Here is a 16868-nt window from a genome sequence, read left to right on the forward strand (position 1 = left end):
CCGCCTCACACCAGGTCGACAGCTCGGGCCTGCCGGGGCAGGCCGGTGTGGGGGCGGTGGTCCTGATCGGCCAGCGCGCCGGAGATCAGGATGTCGATCAGGGTGGCGAACCCGATACCGGCCTGCTGCCAGATCTGCGGGAACTGTGACGCGGCGGTGAAGCCGGGGAAGGTGTTGACCTCGTTCACGATGGGCTCGGGCGACCCCTCGGCGGGCAGGAAGAAGTCGACCCGCAGCAGCCCGCGGCAGTCGAGGGCCTGGAAGGCGCGGATCGCACGGTCCTGGAGCACCTCGGTGGTCGCCGCGTCGAGCGGGGCCGGAATCTGGAAGGTCGCCCCGCCGTCGTACTTCGCGTCGTAGTCGAAGAAACCCGCGCCGCTCACCCTGATCTCCAGCGGCGGGCCGGCCTGCACCCGCCCGTCCGGGTGCTGGAGGACGGCCACGTCGATCTCGCGTCCGCGCGCGCCCTGCTCGATGAGCACCTTCGGGTCGACCTGACGGGCCTGCTCCAGCGCGGCGGGAACCCCCGCCCAGTCGTCGACCTTGACCACACCCAGGCTCGAACCCGCCCGGGCCGGTTTCACGAAGACCGGCAGCTGCAGCCGGCGCTGGTCATCGGGTGACAGGTCCTCGCCGGGACGCACTGTCACCCCCGGGCTGACCCGCAGGCCCTCCGCCGCGAGGAGCCGCTTGGTGACGCCCTTGTCCATGCCGGCGGCGCTGGCGAACACACCGTTGCCGACGTAGGGCACGCCGAGCCATTCCAGCAGCGACGACACGATGCCGTCCTCGCCGTACGGGCCGTGCAGGGCGGGGAACACCACGTCCTGGGCGCGCAGCACACGCAACGCCGCGGGAAGTGGCGTCGGTCGACCGCCGACGTGCCACCCGCCGTCGCGGTCGATGAGGACCTCGGTGACCTGGTACCGCTCACGGTCCAGGTGGGCGAGGATGCTCGCCGCCGAGCGGCAGGACACCTCGTGCTCGCCGCTCTGCCCGCCGTAGAGGACCGCCAGTCGCGTTGTCATGATTTCCGTGCCCTTCCGTCGAGGTGGTCGCGGGCCACCCGAGCCCCGATGCCGGTCAAGATCTCGTGTGGGTTGGTGTCGGCCCAACGGGCCCACTCGACGACGGTCGGAGGGTGGTGGTCACCCTCGGCGGGGCCGAACACCACCACCGGGTCGCCGATCGTCACGGGAAGATCGCCGGCGTCGACCACGCACTGGTCCATGGCGATGCGTCCGACGATCGGGCACCGCCGACCGCCGAGCCACACCGAGGCGCGCCCACCCGCGACCCGGGGCAGCCCGTCGGCGTAGCCGAGCGGCAGCAGCGCCAGCGTGGTCGGTGCGCTGGTCACGTGTTCGAACCCGTAGGAGACACCCGTACCGGCCGGCACCCGCTTGACGTTGACCACGCTCGTCCGCAGTGTCATCGCGGCGCGCAGCCCGTACTCGCCGGGACCACTCGCGCCGAACGGGTCCACGCCGTACAGGGCGATCCCGATCCGGCAGAGGTCGAAGCGGGTCTCTGGTGCGCAGAACGCGGCCGCCGAGTTGGCCAGGTGGACGAGATCGGGGTCCAGACCCGCCGACCGTGCGATCCGCAGCGCCTCCTCGAAGATCGCCACCTGTCGGGTGAGCGCGGGGGCGCCCGGCAGGTCGGCGTCGGCGAGGTGGGACCACACCCCGCGCACGCGGATACCGCCCTCCCGTTCGTACTTGCGGGCCCAACCGACCATCTCGGGCCAGTCGTCCCCGGCGGCCCCGTTGCGGGACAACCCGGTGTCCGCCTTGAGCTGCACCATCGCCGGCGCGCCGAGCAGACGGGCCGCGTCGGCGACGGCGTGCAGGTGCGTCGTCGTGGACACGCCGATGTCGACGCCACCCTTGATCAACATACCGAAGTCGTCGTCCGGGCGGTGCAGCCAGCTCAACGTGGGCGCTGTCACACCCGCCTCGCGCAGGCTCAGCGCCTCGGCCGTCGAGGTCACCCCCAACCAGGCGGCGCCGGCCCGGAGCGCGGCCCGGGCCACCTGCACCGCGCCGTGGCCGAACCCGTTGGCCTTCACCACGGCCATCAGCCCGGTGCCGGTGACCGACGCGATCGTCCGCACGTTGGTGGAGATCGCCTCCAGGTCGACCAGGGCTTCGGCGAGCATGCTCATCGGGCCGCCTCCACCCGCCGTCGGTCGGGGAGCGCGAACAGCCAGCCCGCGCGGACCGCGAGCAGCGCGCGGTGCACGGCCAGGCTCAGGCCGATCACCAGCCCGGTCAGCAGAATCGGATAACCGAACACGATCAGGCCCTGAGCAGACCCACCCAACCCGGAAACCGGTACGAGCAACAGCCGGTGCAGCAGGGCCAGGACCGGCATGTGGACGACGTAGATCGGCAGGGTGATGCGGCCGAGCCTAGCCAGTGGATCGCTGAGCACCGACCAGGAGGTCAGCCGGGCGGCGGCGGTTATGCCGAAGATCACTGCCAGCACGGAGACCGCCGGCCACACAGCGAACCACTGCTGCGCGCCGGTCACCGCCATCGCGGCGAGCGCCAGGAGGTAGGCCCCCGAGGTCAGCACCAGCCGGCGGCGGTTGGCAGTGGCCGCCCACCGTTCGATCTGCGGTCGCAGGGACAGGCCGGCGAGGAAGAAGACCAGGTTCTGGTAGAGACCCGCACGGTTGCCCGGGGTGTCGAGCAGGCCGGCGGCGGCGACGGCGGACAGCGCGGCGGCGGGGAGCAGGACCAGCGTCCGGGGCAGCCGTCGGGTCGCCTTGGCGATCGTGAAGTACACCGCCAGGGCGTACAGGTACCAGAGGTTGGACGGCGTGATGGTGAGCTGCTCCAGCAGACCGAGGGCCGAGGTGGCCCGGTCGGTCGGCAGTTGCGGCGCGGCGGCGAGCACCGCCGTGTGGATCAGCAGCCAGACGGCGTACAGGTAGAGGAACCCGGCGATCCGGCCGCGGGCGACCAGCCGCCAGGGCCGCTGGGCGGCGTTCGCCGCGAAGACGCCCGAGATGGTGAAGAACAGCGGCATCCGCAGCGGGAGGAACTGCTCGCCGAGCGTTCCCCAGAAGCCGGGCACCGGTACGCCGATGTGCCAGTCGATCTGGAGGTAGTCCTTCACCACCACGTGCCACAGCACGACGAGGACGATGCAGACGCCCTTCGCGGCATCGGCCCACTGGGCCCGCGGTGATCCGGCGGCGGGCGCGGACACGGTGGCAGGGATGGGTCCGGTCCGCTGGCGGTGGCGGAACCGGACACGCGTCGCGTCGGGCTCCCGCTCGGTGGGCCGGGACTCGGTGGTCTGTTGGATCACCCACCGAAAGCTGCCAGCCGGATATCCGCGCGTGATCCCCGAATTGTCATGATCCGGTAATGGACGTGGCCGCACCCGACTCGTCGGCGACGCGGAGCCGCCCCGGCGCGGGCCGGGCGGCACTAGGCTCGTTGCGGAGGTGCCGAACATGAAGCTCGGGCTGCACTACTGGAACTACTCGACCCCGGCCGACCCGGCCGCCATCGCACCGACACTGGCCCAGGCCGCCGCCAGCGCCGAGCAGGCCGGCGTCGCGTCGTTCACGGTGATGGACCACTTCTTCCAGATGGACGCGGTGTTCGCGGCCGACGAACCGATGCTGGAGGCGTACACCACGCTGGCCTACGTCGCGGCGAAGACCCAGCGGATGACGCTGGGCGTGCTGGTTACCGGTGTGATGTACCGGTACCCGGGATTGCTGGCCAAGACCGTGACGACCCTCGACGTGCTCTCCGGCGGCCGGGCCCGCCTCGGCATCGGCGCCTCCTGGTACGAGCGGGAGCAGCTCGGGCTGGGTGTGCCGGTGGTACCGGTGGCCGAACGGTTCGAGCGGTTGGAGGAGACGCTGCGCATCTGCCTGCAGATGTGGAGCGCCGACGACGGCCCGTTCAACGGCAAGCACTACCAGCTCGCCGAGACCATCAACTCGCCGCAGCCGTTGAGCCGCCCGCACCCGCCCATCATGATCGGTGGCGGGGGCGAGAAGAAGACCCTGCTGCTGGTGGCCCGGTACGCCGACGCCTGCAACCTGTTCGGCCGCGCGGGCATCGACGACGTCGCGCGCAAGCTGGATGTGCTGCGCGGGCACTGCGCCGCCGAGGGCCGCGACTACGACACCATCGAGAAGACGGTGGTCGCCGCCCAGGCGCCGCTGGACGACACCGACGCGTTCCTCGCCGAGGTGTCCGCGTACGCGGCGCTCGGCGTGAGCGAGGTGCAGGTGACGCCAGATCGGCACCCGGTCGAGTTCGCCCAGCGGCTCGGCGACGAGGTGCTGCCCCGGTTGGCCGACATCGGCTGACGGGGGCCGCGACTGGCGGTGTCGACACGAGACAGCCGCGGTGGATCCGGCGACAGCGTCAGGACACCGACGAGGGCCGTCCTCCCGGTGGAGCGGAGGACGGCCCTCGTCGGTCGGTCAGGTCAGGTCAGGCGACCGAGACGGGGAATCGTTCCCACACCCGGTGCGCGGCCATCAACTGCTGCACCGCGGTCAGTGCCTCGGTGCCCGAGCCCGCCGCGACGACACCCGGCGTGCCGGCGACGCCGGCCTGCTCCAGCACCGTGACGCCGGCGCCCCAGGCGCCGATCGCCTTCGCGTGCCGCCAGCACTCCTCGACCAGCAGCAGCACCCGTGGGTCGACAGTGGTCGGTTCCGGCCGGCCCGCCTTGGCGTCGCGGGCGGGCAGGGCGTCCGGCGCGGGTGCCGGCGCTCCGGCCAGCAGGACCGCGTCGAACTCGACCGACCGGCCGGTGGCGAAGGTGCGCTGCACCGGCAGGTCACCCACCATGCCGCCGTGCGGGGCGATCAGCAGCGGCACCATGCCGGCGTCGAACACGGCCCGGCGGACCTCGTCGACACCGTCCAGGTCACCGGCGGGGTCGACGACGATCCCGACGGTACGGCCGTCGCCGGGCCACTCCCGGCCGACCTGCGACAGCGCCGGGCTGGGCGCGACGTCGGCCAGCGGCACGCTCGGCTGCGGCGCGGGCAGACCCAGGCCGGTGGCGACCTGCTCACACAGCACCGGGTCGATGTTGGCCAGGCTCTGCAGCTGACGCTCCTTGATCGCCTGGTGGTAGCACTTGCCCAGCTCGAAGGTGTACGCCCGGATGATGTGCTCCTTCTCGACCGGCGACATGCTCAGCCAGAACAGGCGGACCTGGCTGTAGTGGTCGTCGAACGAGGCGGGGTTGGCGCGTACCTTCGGCGCTTCCGCCACCGTGACCGGCACGTCGACGAAGGCGTGCTCGGCGTCCCCGGCGGGGAACGGGTTGCCGCCGTCGAGCGAGTTCGGCCGGTACGGAGCGACGCCCGCGTGCACGGCGTGCTGGTGGAAGCCGTCGCGCAGCATGTCGTTCACGGCGGCGTGCGGGCGGTTGATGGGGATCTGCGCGAAGTTGGGCCCGCCCAGCCGGGTGAGCTGCGTGTCGAGGTACGAGAAGAGCCGGCCCTGCAGCAGCGGGTCGTTGGTGACGTCGATGCCCGGGGGCAGGTGACCGAGGTGGAAGGCGACCTGTTCGGTCTCGGCGAAGAAGTTCGTCGGCGTCCGGTTGAGCACCAGCCGGCCGATCGGCTGCACCTCGGCCAGCTCCTCCGGCACGATCTTCGTCGGGTCCAGCAGGTCGATGCCGGCGAAGGTCTCCTCGGGAGTGTCCGGGAAGACCTGGATGCCCAGCTCCCACTCGGGGTACGCGCCGGCCTCGATGGCGTCGTACAGGTCGCGGCGGTGGAAGTCCGGATCCATGCCGCCGAGCAGCTGCGCCTCCTCCCAGGTCAGCGAGTGCACACCCAGCTTCGGCTTCCAGTGGAACTTCGCCAGCACCGTCTCACCGGCCTCGTTGACCAGCCGGAAGGTGTGCACGCCGAAGCCCTCCATCGTCCGGTACGAACGGGGGATGCCTCGGTCGGACATGTTCCAGATGGTGTGGTGCTGCGCCTCGGTGTGCAGCGACACGAAGTCCCAGAAGGTGTCGTGGGCGCTCTGCGCCTGCGGGATCTCCCGGTCCGGGTGCGGCTTGCCGGCGTGGATGATGTCCGGGAACTTGATGGCGTCCTGGATGAAGAAGACCGGCATGTTGTTGCCGACCAGGTCGAAGGTGCCTTCGTCGGTGTAGAACTTCGTGGCGAAGCCGCGGGTGTCGCGGACCGTGTCGGCCGAGCCTCGCGAACCGAGCACCGTGGAGAAGCGGACGAAGACCTCGGTCTCGCGCCCCTTCTTGAGGAAGCCGGCCCGGGTGACCGCCTCGGCGGTGCCGTACGCGGTGAACACGCCGTGCGCGCCGGCGCCCCGGGCGTGCACCACCCGCTCGGGGATGCGTTCGTGGTCGAAGTGCGTGATCTTCTCGCGGAGGTGGTGGTCCTGCAGGAGCACCGGGCCGCGCGGGCCGGCCTTGAGCGAGTGGTCGGTGTCGCGCAGCCGCGCCCCGTTCGCGGTCGTGAGGTACGCCCCCTGCTGACCGTTCGCGGTCGTTGGCGCGCCGGTTTCCGCCCCGGTCGGCGTCCGCGTCTGCGGTGCCCCCTGCTCCGGCTTCGGCGGCAGCGGCTCGTGCGGCGTCGTCGGCTCCTCGACGGGCGGTGGCGCGCTCCCCGGCGCACCGGGGACGTCCGGGGTGAGGGCGTCGGCGATCTTTCCTGAGGCGGTCTTCACGGCGTTCTTGACCGCCTCGGCGGGCTTGCTGGAATCCACTGAACGAACCCTCTCCATGGCGCGTGTACGGGCAGGCGCCTGCCCTGCTACCCCTGGTCAGAGGGTCGAAACACATCTGGGCGCGGCATCCTTCGCGGGGACTGGTGATTTCGCCGATGCCGGGACCGCCGGAGCGGCTGAAACTGACACACGTCGATATCCCTCGACTCTAGGGAGTGCCCGACGTGTCCTCACCAACCACCACCCGTCCCCGTTCCGTCGTAGCCCGGTTCGCACTGGCCGCCGTCCTGGCCGCCGGCGGCGTCGTGGCCGGCTCGGCCGGTGCCGCCCAGGCCGCGAGCCCGTACGAGCGGGGCCCGGCCCCGACCACCGCGATCCTGGAGGCCAGTCGCGGCCCGTTCGCCACGGCCTCGCAGAGCGTGTCCTCGCTGAGCGTCACCGGCTTCGGCGGCGGCGTCATCTACTACCCGACCAGCACCAGCGAGGGCACCTTCGGCGCCATCGCCATCTCGCCCGGCTACACCGCCAGCTGGTCGAGCATCAGCTGGCTCGGACCGCGCATCGCCTCGCACGGCTTCGTGGTGATCGGCATCGAGACCAACACCCGGCTGGACCAGCCGGACAGCCGGGGCCGGCAGCTGCTCGCCGCGCTGGACTACCTCACCGAACGCAGCTCGGTGCGGACCCGGATCGACAGCAGCCGACTCGCTGTGGCCGGCCACTCCATGGGTGGCGGGGGCAGCCTGGAGGCCGCCTCGTCGCGGCCCTCGTTGCAGGCAGCGGTGCCACTGGCGCCGTGGAACCTGGACAAGAGCTGGTCCGAGCTGCGGGTGCCGACCCTGATCATCGGTGGGGAGAGCGACAGCGTCGCGCCGGTGGCGACGCACTCGGTGCCCTTCTACAACAGCATCCCGGCCTCGGCGGAGAAGGCGTACCTGGAGCTGAACGGGGCGAGCCACTTCTTCCCGCAGACCACCAACACGCCGACCGCCCGGCAGATGGTGGCCTGGTTGAAGCGGTTCGTCGACGACGACACCCGCTACGAGCAGTTCCTCTGCCCCGGCCCGAGCGGTTCGGCCATCCAGGAGTACCGCAACACCTGTCCGAGCGCCTGACGGCGGTCACCGGGGCGGTCGCCGTTGGCGGCCGCCCCGTCCACCTGCGCGCGGGAGCATTGAAGGTCTTGACGCCATACCCGAGAAACGTACACTGCGAGTGTAAATAAACACCCGCCACGACAGAGGGATGGGTGATGGAGCGCGGCCTCGAACTGCACCACATCGGCGTCCGTTTCGGCGGCCTCACCGCCCTCGACGACGTGTCCCTGCGGGTGCCACCCAACCGGGTGGTGGGCGTGATCGGGCCCAACGGCGCCGGCAAGACCACGCTCTTCAACGTGATCTGTGGTTTCGTCGCGCCGGAGACGGGCTCGCTCACCCTCGACGGCCGGCCGCTGCGGCCCCGACCGCACCGGCTGACCCGGCTCGGCATCGCCCGGACCCTGCAGGGCACCGGGCTCTTCGCCGGGCTCAGCGTGGTGGAGAACGTGATGACCGGCGCGTCGCACACCGCCCGTGCCGGCTTCGTCCCGGCGCTGCTCGGGCTGCCGGCCAGCGACCGCGACGAGCGCCGGCTGCGCGGCGACGCCCTGGCCATCCTCGACGAGCTGGGCATCGCCGGGCACGCCGAGGCCGCGCCGGGCACCCTGCCCTTCGCGGTACGTCAGCGGGTGGCCCTGGCCCGCGCGCTCGCCGCCCGGCCCCGGCTGCTGCTGCTCGACGAGCCGGCCGGTGGCCTCGGCGCCGACGACATCGCCGAGCTGGCGGAGCTGGTCCGGCAACTGCCCCGGCGGGACACCGATCCCTGTGCGGTGCTCCTGGTCGAGCACCACATGGATCTGGTGATGGCCGTCTGCGACGAGATCGTGGTGCTCGACTTCGGCCGGGTCATCGCCGCCGGCACCCCGGACGAGGTCCGCGACGACCCCGCGGTCACCGACGCGTACCTCGGTGCCACCGTCGAGGAAGAGGTCTCCCCGTGAGCGCGAGGAGTGAGCCGGGTTTGCGAGCCCCGCAGTCGCGAACGAAAGGCGGCACGGTGTGAGCGCGAGGAGTGAGCCGGGTTTGCGAGCCCCGCAGTCGCGAACGAAAGGCGGCACGGTGACCGGGACCGACCTGCTCGTCGTGCGGGGGCTGGCCGCCGGTTACGGCGCCGCGCCCGTGCTGCGGGCCATCGACCTCACCGTCCCGGCCGGCACGATCGCCGCTGTGGTCGGCGCCAACGGCGCCGGCAAGACCACTCTGCTGCGCGCGCTGTCCGGCATGATCCGCCCGACCGCCGGCCAGGTTCTGCTGGGCGGGGAGGACCTTCGGGGTACGCCGGTGGAGCAGCTCGTTCGACGCGGCATGGCGCACGTCCCGGAGGGCCGGGGCGTGATCAGCGAGCTGACCGTTGACGAGAACCTGCGGCTCGGCGGGTTGTGGCGGCGTGACCGGGCCGACGCGGGACGGGCTCTCGACGAGGTCTACCAGCTCTTCGAGCCACTGGCCCGACGCCGTCGGCACCTGGGTCACCAGCTCTCCGGGGGTGAGCGGCAGATGCTCGCGCTCGGTCGGGCCCTGGTCGGCCGACCCCGTCTGCTGCTGCTGGACGAGCCGTCCCTCGGCCTGGCGCCACGGGTGGTCGCGCGGACCATGGCCCTGCTCCGCCAACTGCGCGACAGCACCGGCCTGACCGTCCTGCTCGTCGAGCAGAACGTGCGCAGCGCGCTCGCCGTCGCCGACCAGGGCGTCGTGATGTCTCTCGGTCGGGTGGTGATCGCCGCCCCGGCGGCGCAACTGCGCGACGACGTCGACCTGCGCCACGCGTACCTCGGTTTCTGACCACCACCTCGTCCCCCGGAGGGAGGACTGTTGGACCGCTTCGTCTTCCTCACCGTCGACGGCCTGTCCCGGGGCGCGGTGTACGCCGCGTTCGCGTTGGCCCTGGTGCTCATCTGGCGGGCGGCGCGGGTCGTCAACTTCGCCCAGGGGGCGATGGCCGTCGCCGCCGCGTACGTCGCCTACTCCGTCAGCACCGCGACCGGCTCGTACTGGCTGGGCTTCGTGGTCGCGATCGTCGCCGGCCTGTTGCTCGGCGCGCTGGTGGACCGGGTGGTGATGCGGCACGTCGATCACGTCTCACCGCTGAACCCGGTGATCGTCGCGCTCGGGCTGGTGCTGCTGATCCAGGCCGTGCTGGGCATGGTGTACGGCAGCGAGTTCCGCCCCGCGCAGGCCCCGTTCAGCCGGTCCGCCCTCACCGTGGGCGGGGTGGCCGTGCTGTCCCCGTACGACCTGTTCGTCTTCGCCACGATCGGCGTGGTGGTCAGTGGCCTGGCCTGGATGTTCGCCCGTACCCCGGTGGGGTTGCGGATGCGCGCGGCGGCCTTCGCCCCCGAGGTGTCCCGGCTGCTCGGGGTCAACGTGGGTGGGATGCTGACTCTCGGCTGGGCGCTCGCCTCCGGGGTGGGCGCGCTGGCCGCCATGCTGGTTCTTCCGACCGAGTTGGGCCTGCACCCGCACGCGATGGACCTGGTGTTCGTCTCGGCGTTCACCGCGGCGGTGGTCGGCGGGCTGGACAGTCCGCCGGGGGCGGTGGTCGGCGGCCTGGTGGTGGGGTTGCTGCTCTCCTACGTGAGTGGCTACGCCGGCAGCGACCTGACGCCGCTCGCGGTGCTGGTCCTGCTGCTGGCGGTGCTGTTGGTCCGGCCCGGTGGGCTGTTCGCCCCGGTCGCGGCGAGGCGGGTGTGAGCGCCACCAGGGCGGCGGTGCCGCCGAAACAGCAGCTCGTCGGGGCGGGCCGACCGGCCGACCGTCGGCGCGGCTCGACCCTGCTGCGTCACCTGGCGGTCGTGCTCGCCGCCGGGTTGCTGCTGGTGGCGGTCAGCTACTCCGTGGAGCCGTTCCGCAACTTCCAGCTCGCCACGGTGGCCGCTTACTTCTGCGCGACCGCCGGGCTGACCGTCCTCACCGGGCTCAACGGTCAACTGTCGCTCGGGCACGGCGCGTTGATGGCCACCGGTGCGTACACAGTGGCGCTGTGCCAGACCGCGTTCGCCGACCGGGGGATGACCGGCGGCTGGCTGTTGCCGCTCTCGCTGGCGGCGGCGGTCGTCAGCACGGTGGCGGTCGGCGCGGTGGTCGGGGTGGCCGCGGCCCGGCTGCGCGGCCCCTACCTGGCCGGGGTCACTCTCGCCGTGGCCGTGGTGGTGCCGGCGCTGGCCGTCACCTTCGACGGCGTGTTCAACGGCGAGCAGGGGTTGTCGGTGCCGGTGGAGCCGCCGCCGTTGTCGCTCGGCGCGTACTTCCCGTACGAGCGGTGGCAGCTCTGGGTCACCGGCGCGGCCACCCTGCTGGCGTTGCTGCTGCTGGCGAACCTGATCCGCAGCCGGTACGGGCGGACCTTCCGGGCGGTCCGCGACGACGAGGTGGCGGCCCGCCTCGCCGGTATCCACGTGGCCCGCACCCAGGTCCTCGCGTTCGTGGTCAGCGCCGCCACCGCCGGGCTCGGCGGCGCGCTGCTGGCGGTGCTCGCGCAGAGCGTCTCACCCGGGGCGTTCTCGCTGACCCTGTCGCTGTTCCTGCTGATGGCGGTGGTGATCGGTGGCCTGGGTCGACTGAGCGGCGCGCTGTGGGGGGCGGTCCTGCTGGTCGCCCTGCCCGATCTCACCCACTCGCTGACCGAGCTGCTGACGCTCTCGCCCGCGGTGGCGCAGCGGCTGGAGGGCAACCTCCCGCTGGCGATCTTCGGACTCACCCTGATCGTCGTCATGATCGCCGCCCCGGGCGGTGTGCAGGGTCTGCTGTCGCGTCTCGGCCGGGCTCTGCTGGCCAGGCGGCCGACCCGGCGTTCCTGAGCTGTCCTCGGTCCGGCCTCGGCCGGGCGCCCCACCACCACACCGTTCCCCAGACAACCGGACCGAGAAAGGTCGGTGTTTCCCATGCACCGTAAAGCGCATCGCGGCCTCGCGATCGCCAGCACCCTTGCCCTGCTCATCGCCGTGGCCGGCTGCGGCGGTGACGACGGCCCCAGCTCCGGCGGGGCGCCGGTGCCGGGCGTCACCGACACCGAGATCACCGTCGGCACCCACATGCCGCTGACCGGGCCGGCCTCGGCCGGCTACTCGAAGATCGCCCCGGCGACGAAGGCGTACTTCGACTACGTCAACGCCAACGGCGGTGTACACGGCCGCAAGATCACTTACAAGATCATGGACGACGGCTACAACCCGGCGAACACCCAGCAGGTGGTCCGTCAGCTCGTCCTGCAGGACAAGGTCTTCGCCGTCCTCAATGGTCTGGGTACGCCGACGCACACCGGGGTGCTCGACTTCCTCAAGAGCAACCGCGTGCCGGATCTCTTCGTCGCCTCGGGCAGCCGCAGCTGGGACCAGCCCGACAAGTATCCGGGCACGTTCGGGTTCAACCCGGACTACACGGTCGAGGGCAAGATCCTCGCCACCTACGCGAAGACGAACCTGGCTGGTCAGAAGGTCTGCTTCCTCGGCCAGGACGACGACTTCGGCCGGGACAGCCTGGTCGGCGTGGAGAAGGTGCTCGGCGCGTCGGCCGTGGCGGTCAAGCAGACGTACGTCACCAGCAACACCAACGTGGCGCCGCAGATCGGCGCGTTCAAGGCGGCCGGTTGCCAGGTCGTCGTGCTCGCCACGGTGCCCGGCTTCACCGCGCTCTCCATCGGCACCGCCGCACGGCTGGGCTTCAAGCCGCAGTGGCTGGTCTCCAACGTCGGCGCCGACCACCCGACCCTGGCCAAGCAGCTCGGCGCCGCCGCGCCGCTGCTGGAGGGCATGGTCGGCACCAACTACCTGCCGATGCAGAACGACACCGCGAACCCGTGGATCCAGCTCTTCGCGAAGATCAACAAGGAGCACAACGGGGACGCGCCGTTCGACGGCAACACCGTCTACGGCATGTCGGTCGGGTACCTCTTCGTGCAGGTGCTGCTCGCCGCCGGCAAGGACCTCACCCGGGAGAAGGTGCTGGACGCCGTGCAGAAGGGTGGCTTCCAGGGCCCCGGGCTGGTGCCGCTGCGCTTCTCCGAGAAGGACCACTCCGGGTACGGCGGCCAGCGGTTGAGCCGGGTGAGCGGGGGAGTGCAGACCTACTTCGGGCCGGCGTACGAGACGGACGAGGCCGACGGGGCGGTCAACGAGTACACCGCCCCTGCGGCGGTGCCGCCGGCGAACGGGGTGCCGACCGGCTCCTGAGCCGGGGTGTCCGGACGTCCGACCGGGCTGGTTCGCGTGACCACGCCCGGTCGGACGGCTGCGCGCGTGTTGCTGACGCGGTCTGCCGGCGCGACCGTCCGAGGCGTTGACCGATGCCGATTGACGCTCCTACTATCTGCACCGTGAATGCATATTCGGATCGCCTCGCGGACCGGGTCGCCATCGTCACCGGCGCCGGTCGGGGGACCGGTCCGGCCCTCGCCCAGCGCCTCGTCGCCGAGGGCGCGCGGGTGGGTCGGTGCGACGGCGGCGTCTCGCTGACCGGCCGGGCCGGATGACGGCGTCGGTGGCGCGTCCGGGATCGCTGATCAGCCCCTGTCTAGACTCGGCGGTGCGTCGGGGGATGCCATGGCGGTGAGGGGGCGGGGGCGGATGGACGGGGTCGATGTGGTGGGCCGGGTCGACGGGCGCACCGCCCGCGCCGAACGCACCCGCGCGGCCATCGTCGAGGCGCACCTCGCGCTCATCTCCGAGGGTGACCTCCGCCCGACCGGCGAGCGCATCGCCGAGCGGGCCGGGATCTCGCTGCGCACCCTCTGGACCAACTTCAAGGACATGGAGACGCTCTTCGAGGCCAGCGGCGCGGAGGTGCTCCGTCAGCAGGACGCCGCACACCGGCCGATCTCACCCGGGCTGCCGCTGGCGAAGCGGGTCGACGCGTACTGCCGCCAGCGGGCTCGACTGCTCCAGCTCATCGCGCCGTCGGCGCGGGCCGCCCAGATGCGTGAGCCCGTCTCCGAGCAGCTGCACCGCAACAAACTCAAGCACATCGAGCGGGTCCGCGACGAGGTCGAGGAGCTGTTCGCCGTCGAGCTGGCCGAGGCCGGGCCGGGGCGGGAACAGTTGGTGCACGCCCTGGTGGCGGCGAGCACCTGGCAGGCCTGGTCGATGCTGCGCTACGGGCTCGGTCTGGGCGTGGACCAGGCCCGCGCGGTGATGTCCCGGACCGTGGGCGCGCTGCTGGCCGAGGTCACGCCCGACTGATTCCGGCCCGGCCCGATATCGCCCCCTCTTTCCATTCGGTTTCCGATGGGTAACACTGGCAGGCATGGTTACTGCATCAAGAGTGCAACTAACCGTGCTGCGTGGCCGGGACGACGAGTGCCGGGCTGTCCGGAGCCTGCTCGACGGCATGACCAACGCCGGCGGTGCCCTGCTGTTACGCGGAGAGCCCGGATCGGGCCGGACCGCGCTGATCGGCTACGCCCACCGGCACGCCGAGGACCGCACCGTGCTCGTCGGCAGTGGGCTCGCCGAGGAGGCCACCCTGCCGTACGCCGGCCTGCAACGGTTGGTCGACCCGGTGCTGCACCATGCCGCCGACCTGCCCGACGAGCAGCGCCAACTGCTGCGGCGCGCGCTGGCCGGGGAGAGCTGCCCGGCCGACCGGCAACTGACGCTGTCGATGGCGGTGCTCGGGCTGCTCGCCGCCGCCGCCCACACGCGGCCGTTGCTCGCCACCATGGACGACGTCGACCGGGGCGACCCGCAGACCGCGCAGGTGCTCGCGTTCGTCGCCCGCCGACTGCGGCACCTGCCGCTGGCCGTCCTGCTCACCGCTGACGTCACCGCCAACCTCGACGGGATACCGGCGCACCGGCTGCGGGCGCTGACCGAGCACGAGAGCAGCGCCGTCCTCACCGACCGGCTTCGTCGGCTCGCCGAGCGCGCGGGCGTCGACCGGCTCCCCGAACGGCCGGCCGCGTCGGCGCTGGCCGCGTTGGCCACGACCGGCGGCGGCAACCCGCAGGCCCTGGTGGACCTCGCCGAGGGGCTCAGCGCGGGGCAGTGGCGGGGGGAGGAGCCGCTGCCCGCCGCGCCACCGGCGGACGGGGCGCTCGGTCGGGCGTACCGGGCCCGGCTGGACCGGCTGCCACCGGAGACCCGACGGGTGCTGCTGCTCGCCGCGCTCGACGAGGACGGCGCACCGGGCACCCTGATCCGGGCCGCCGCAGCCGCCGGCGCCGAGGTCGAGGCGCTCGCCCCGGCGGAGGTCGCCGGCCTGGTCCGCGTCGAGCAACGTGGTGTCACCTTTCCGCAGCCGCTGGTGCGCATGATGATCGCGGCCAGCGCACCGCTCGCGGAGCGCCGCGCGGCGCACCGACTGCTCGCCGAGGTGCTGGTCGCGCAGGGGCAGCGGCTGCGCCGGGCGATGCACCTCGCCGCCGCGACGGCGGGCGCCGATCCGGCCCTCGCCGCCGAGTTGGAACAGGCCGCGGTCGGCGGATCCGATGGCTGGGCCACCGCGTCGGTGGCCCTGCGGTGGGCCGCCGAGTTGAGCGATCAACCCCAGTTGACCGCCGCCCGGCTGTTGACCGCCGCCCGCTACGCCTGGGCCGGTGGGCAACCCGACGCGGCCCGGCTGCTGCTCGACCGCCTCCGCGCGGTCTGCCCCGATCCGGTCGTCCGCGCGCGTGCCGACCTGCTCCGCGGTGAGCTGGAGCTGCGCTGCGGCACCGCGTCGGGCGCGTCGGTCACGCTGCTGGCCGCCGCGGCGGCCGTGGACGGCACCGACCGTGCCCTGGCCCTGACCGGGCTGGTGCGGGCCGGTGAGGCGGTCTGCTTCTCCGGCGACCAGTACCGCTACGCCGAGGTCGGCCGCCGGGCGCTGGCGTTGCGGCGCCCGGACGACCCGCCGGCCCTGGAGGTGATGGGCTGTCTGGTCGCCGGGGTGGCGGCGACCCTGCGGGGCGACCACGAGCGGGCCGGACCCGCGCTGCGCCGCGCCGTGGTGCTGGGCGGCCGGCTGACCGGTTGGGCGCTGACCCCCACCGCGCTCAGCTGCGCCGCGGCGGCCGGGCTGCTGGTGGCGGTGGACGGCGCGGCCCACCGGCTCGCCGGGCGCGCTGTCGAGCTGGCCCGGGAACGGGGCGAGCTGTCGATGCTGTCGCGGGCGTTGGAGCTGCGGGCGGTCGCCGAATACTGGCTGGGTCGACACGAGGCGGCGGCGGAGACCTCCCGCGACGGGCTGCGCGTCGCCCGGGCCACCGGCCAGGTCAACTGCGCCAACGTCCATCTGGGCATGCTGGCCGTGCTGGCCGCGATCCGGGCCGACCGGGCCACCAGCCTGCGGCGGATTCGGGAGATCGGCGAGTCACCGACGCCGGGCAGCCGTCCGCACGCGCTCGCCGCGTGGGCCCTGGCGGTGCTCGACCTGGTCGACGGCCGGCACGCCGAGGCGGCGGACCGGCTGGCGTCGCTGGCCCGGCTCGGCACCGGTCGAGGTCAGGTCCTCGTGCAGGTGATGGCCACCCCGTACCTGGTGGAGGCGGCGGCGCACCTGGCGCACCGGCCGGCGGCGACGGCCGCGCTCGCCGCCTTCGACAGGTGGGCCAGCAGCACCGCGAGCCCGCTGCGCCGGGCCCTGTCCGCGCGGTGCCACGCGCTGCTCGCTCCGCGGGGTGGCGCCGAGGCGGAACGACACTTCGAGGCGGCGTTGCGGCTGCACCCGACAGAGGCCGGCACGTTCGAGCGGGCCCGCACCGAACTGCTCTTCGGTCAGGAGTTGCGCCGCAACCGACGCCCCCGCGACGCGCGCACACACCTGCACCAGGCCCGCGAGATGTTCAGCCTGCTCGGCGTGGAGTGCTGGGCCGAGCAGGCCACCACGGAGCTGCGGGCGGCGGGGGAGTCGATCGGTCCGCCGGACCTGCCTGCGGCACGATTGCTGACCGGCCAGCAACTGCGGATCGCCGAGCTGGTCGCCGAGGGCGCCACCAACCGGGAGATCGCCGCCCGGATGTTCCTCTCCACCCGTACTGTCGACCACCACCTGCGCAACGTGTTCCATCGGCTGGGCATCCGGTCGCGTACCGAGCTGGCCCGCGCGTTCACCGCCGAACGGCACGTCGGTCTGGCCTCGGACCGGTGACCCTCCGGTCTGGACG

General features: G+C 72.6%; 14 protein-coding genes. 10 read left to right on the forward strand and 4 right to left on the reverse strand.

What is annotated here, in order from left to right:
* Nucleotides 1-5: 5 nt before the first annotated feature.
* Genes ACX27O_RS07655 through ACX27O_RS07665 form a run of 3 tightly spaced genes read right to left on the reverse strand, consistent with a single transcriptional unit; the run spans nt 6 to nt 3321 of the window.
* Nucleotides 6-1028: a D-alanine--D-alanine ligase family protein gene (locus ACX27O_RS07655; RefSeq protein ID WP_458939152.1), complete on the reverse strand. Its 1023-nt coding sequence runs from the start codon at nt 1026-1028 to the stop codon at nt 6-8.
* Complete coding sequence (alr, locus tag ACX27O_RS07660; RefSeq protein WP_210864359.1) at nt 1025-2167, reverse strand: alanine racemase; 1143 nt, start codon at nt 2165-2167, stop codon at nt 1025-1027. The genes ACX27O_RS07655 and alr overlap by 4 nt, the downstream gene beginning before the upstream one ends.
* Entirely contained in the window at nt 2164-3321 is a 1158-nt protein-coding gene (locus ACX27O_RS07665) for an acyltransferase family protein (RefSeq protein ID WP_458939153.1), read from the reverse strand. The genes alr and ACX27O_RS07665 overlap by 4 nt, the downstream gene beginning before the upstream one ends.
* 148 nt (nt 3322-3469) lie before the next feature.
* On the opposite strand from ACX27O_RS07665, the gene ACX27O_RS07670 reads away from it, so the two are divergent.
* Complete coding sequence (locus tag ACX27O_RS07670) at nt 3470-4342, forward strand: LLM class F420-dependent oxidoreductase (RefSeq protein ID WP_030337005.1); 873 nt, start codon at nt 3470-3472, stop codon at nt 4340-4342.
* A gap of 127 nt (nt 4343-4469) precedes the next feature.
* Here the strand turns inward: ACX27O_RS07670 and ACX27O_RS07675 are convergent, their stop codons facing one another.
* A complete protein-coding gene (locus ACX27O_RS07675) occupies nt 4470-6731 on the reverse strand; it encodes a catalase (protein WP_030337003.1) in 2262 nt (753 codons plus the stop codon).
* A gap of 185 nt (nt 6732-6916) precedes the next feature.
* Here ACX27O_RS07675 and ACX27O_RS07680 point away from each other — a divergent pair, with 185 nt between their 5' ends.
* From ACX27O_RS07680 to ACX27O_RS07720, 9 genes are all read left to right on the forward strand, one after another.
* Nucleotides 6917-7807, forward strand: a complete 891-nt coding sequence (locus ACX27O_RS07680) for an alpha/beta hydrolase family protein (RefSeq protein WP_030337001.1) — start codon at nt 6917-6919, stop codon at nt 7805-7807.
* Between the two features lie 137 nt (nt 7808-7944).
* Complete coding sequence (locus ACX27O_RS07685; protein WP_030337000.1) at nt 7945-8733, forward strand: ABC transporter ATP-binding protein; 789 nt, start codon at nt 7945-7947, stop codon at nt 8731-8733.
* 118 nt (nt 8734-8851) lie between these two features.
* Nucleotides 8852-9574, forward strand: coding sequence for an ABC transporter ATP-binding protein (locus tag ACX27O_RS07690; RefSeq protein WP_458939154.1), 723 nt, complete (start codon nt 8852-8854; stop codon nt 9572-9574).
* 30 nt (nt 9575-9604) lie between these two features.
* Nucleotides 9605-10483 carry a branched-chain amino acid ABC transporter permease gene (locus ACX27O_RS07695; protein ID WP_458939155.1) on the forward strand — a complete coding sequence of 293 codons (879 nt, stop codon included), beginning with the start codon at nt 9605-9607 and terminating at the stop codon, nt 10481-10483.
* Nucleotides 10480-11589, forward strand: coding sequence for a branched-chain amino acid ABC transporter permease (locus ACX27O_RS07700; RefSeq protein ID WP_210858723.1), 1110 nt, complete (start codon nt 10480-10482; stop codon nt 11587-11589). The genes ACX27O_RS07695 and ACX27O_RS07700 overlap by 4 nt, the downstream gene beginning before the upstream one ends.
* Before the next feature lie 84 nt (nt 11590-11673).
* Nucleotides 11674-12960: an ABC transporter substrate-binding protein gene (locus ACX27O_RS07705; RefSeq protein WP_360054576.1), complete on the forward strand. Its 1287-nt coding sequence runs from the start codon at nt 11674-11676 to the stop codon at nt 12958-12960.
* A gap of 143 nt (nt 12961-13103) precedes the next feature.
* A complete protein-coding gene (locus ACX27O_RS07710) occupies nt 13104-13259 on the forward strand; it encodes a hypothetical protein (RefSeq protein WP_358131137.1) in 156 nt (51 codons plus the stop codon).
* A 94-nt stretch (nt 13260-13353) separates the two neighbouring features.
* Nucleotides 13354-13965: a TetR/AcrR family transcriptional regulator gene (locus ACX27O_RS07715; RefSeq protein ID WP_030336992.1), complete on the forward strand. Its 612-nt coding sequence runs from the start codon at nt 13354-13356 to the stop codon at nt 13963-13965.
* A 64-nt stretch (nt 13966-14029) separates the two neighbouring features.
* On the forward strand, nt 14030-16852 hold the full coding sequence (locus tag ACX27O_RS07720; RefSeq protein ID WP_358137234.1) for an AAA family ATPase: 2823 nt from the start codon (nt 14030-14032) through the stop codon (nt 16850-16852).
* The last annotated feature ends 16 nt before the right edge of the window (nt 16853-16868 follow it).

The organism is Micromonospora sp. SD19 (assembly GCF_054462275.1).

Coding starts and splice junctions, on each gene's coding strand:
- ACX27O_RS07670 (WP_030337005.1), top strand. CDS start 3,470: ATGAAGCTCGGGCTGCACTACTGGAACTACTCGACCCCGGCCGACCCG.
- alr (WP_210864359.1), bottom strand. CDS start 2,167: ATGAGCATGCTCGCCGAAGCCCTGGTCGACCTGGAGGCGATCTCCACC.
- ACX27O_RS07715 (WP_030336992.1), top strand. CDS start 13,354: ATGGACGGGGTCGATGTGGTGGGCCGGGTCGACGGGCGCACCGCCCGC.
- ACX27O_RS07655 (WP_458939152.1), bottom strand. CDS start 1,028: ATGACAACGCGACTGGCGGTCCTCTACGGCGGGCAGAGCGGCGAGCAC.
- ACX27O_RS07705 (WP_360054576.1), top strand. CDS start 11,674: ATGCACCGTAAAGCGCATCGCGGCCTCGCGATCGCCAGCACCCTTGCC.
- ACX27O_RS07720 (WP_358137234.1), top strand. CDS start 14,030: ATGGTTACTGCATCAAGAGTGCAACTAACCGTGCTGCGTGGCCGGGAC.
- ACX27O_RS07685 (WP_030337000.1), top strand. CDS start 7,945: ATGGAGCGCGGCCTCGAACTGCACCACATCGGCGTCCGTTTCGGCGGC.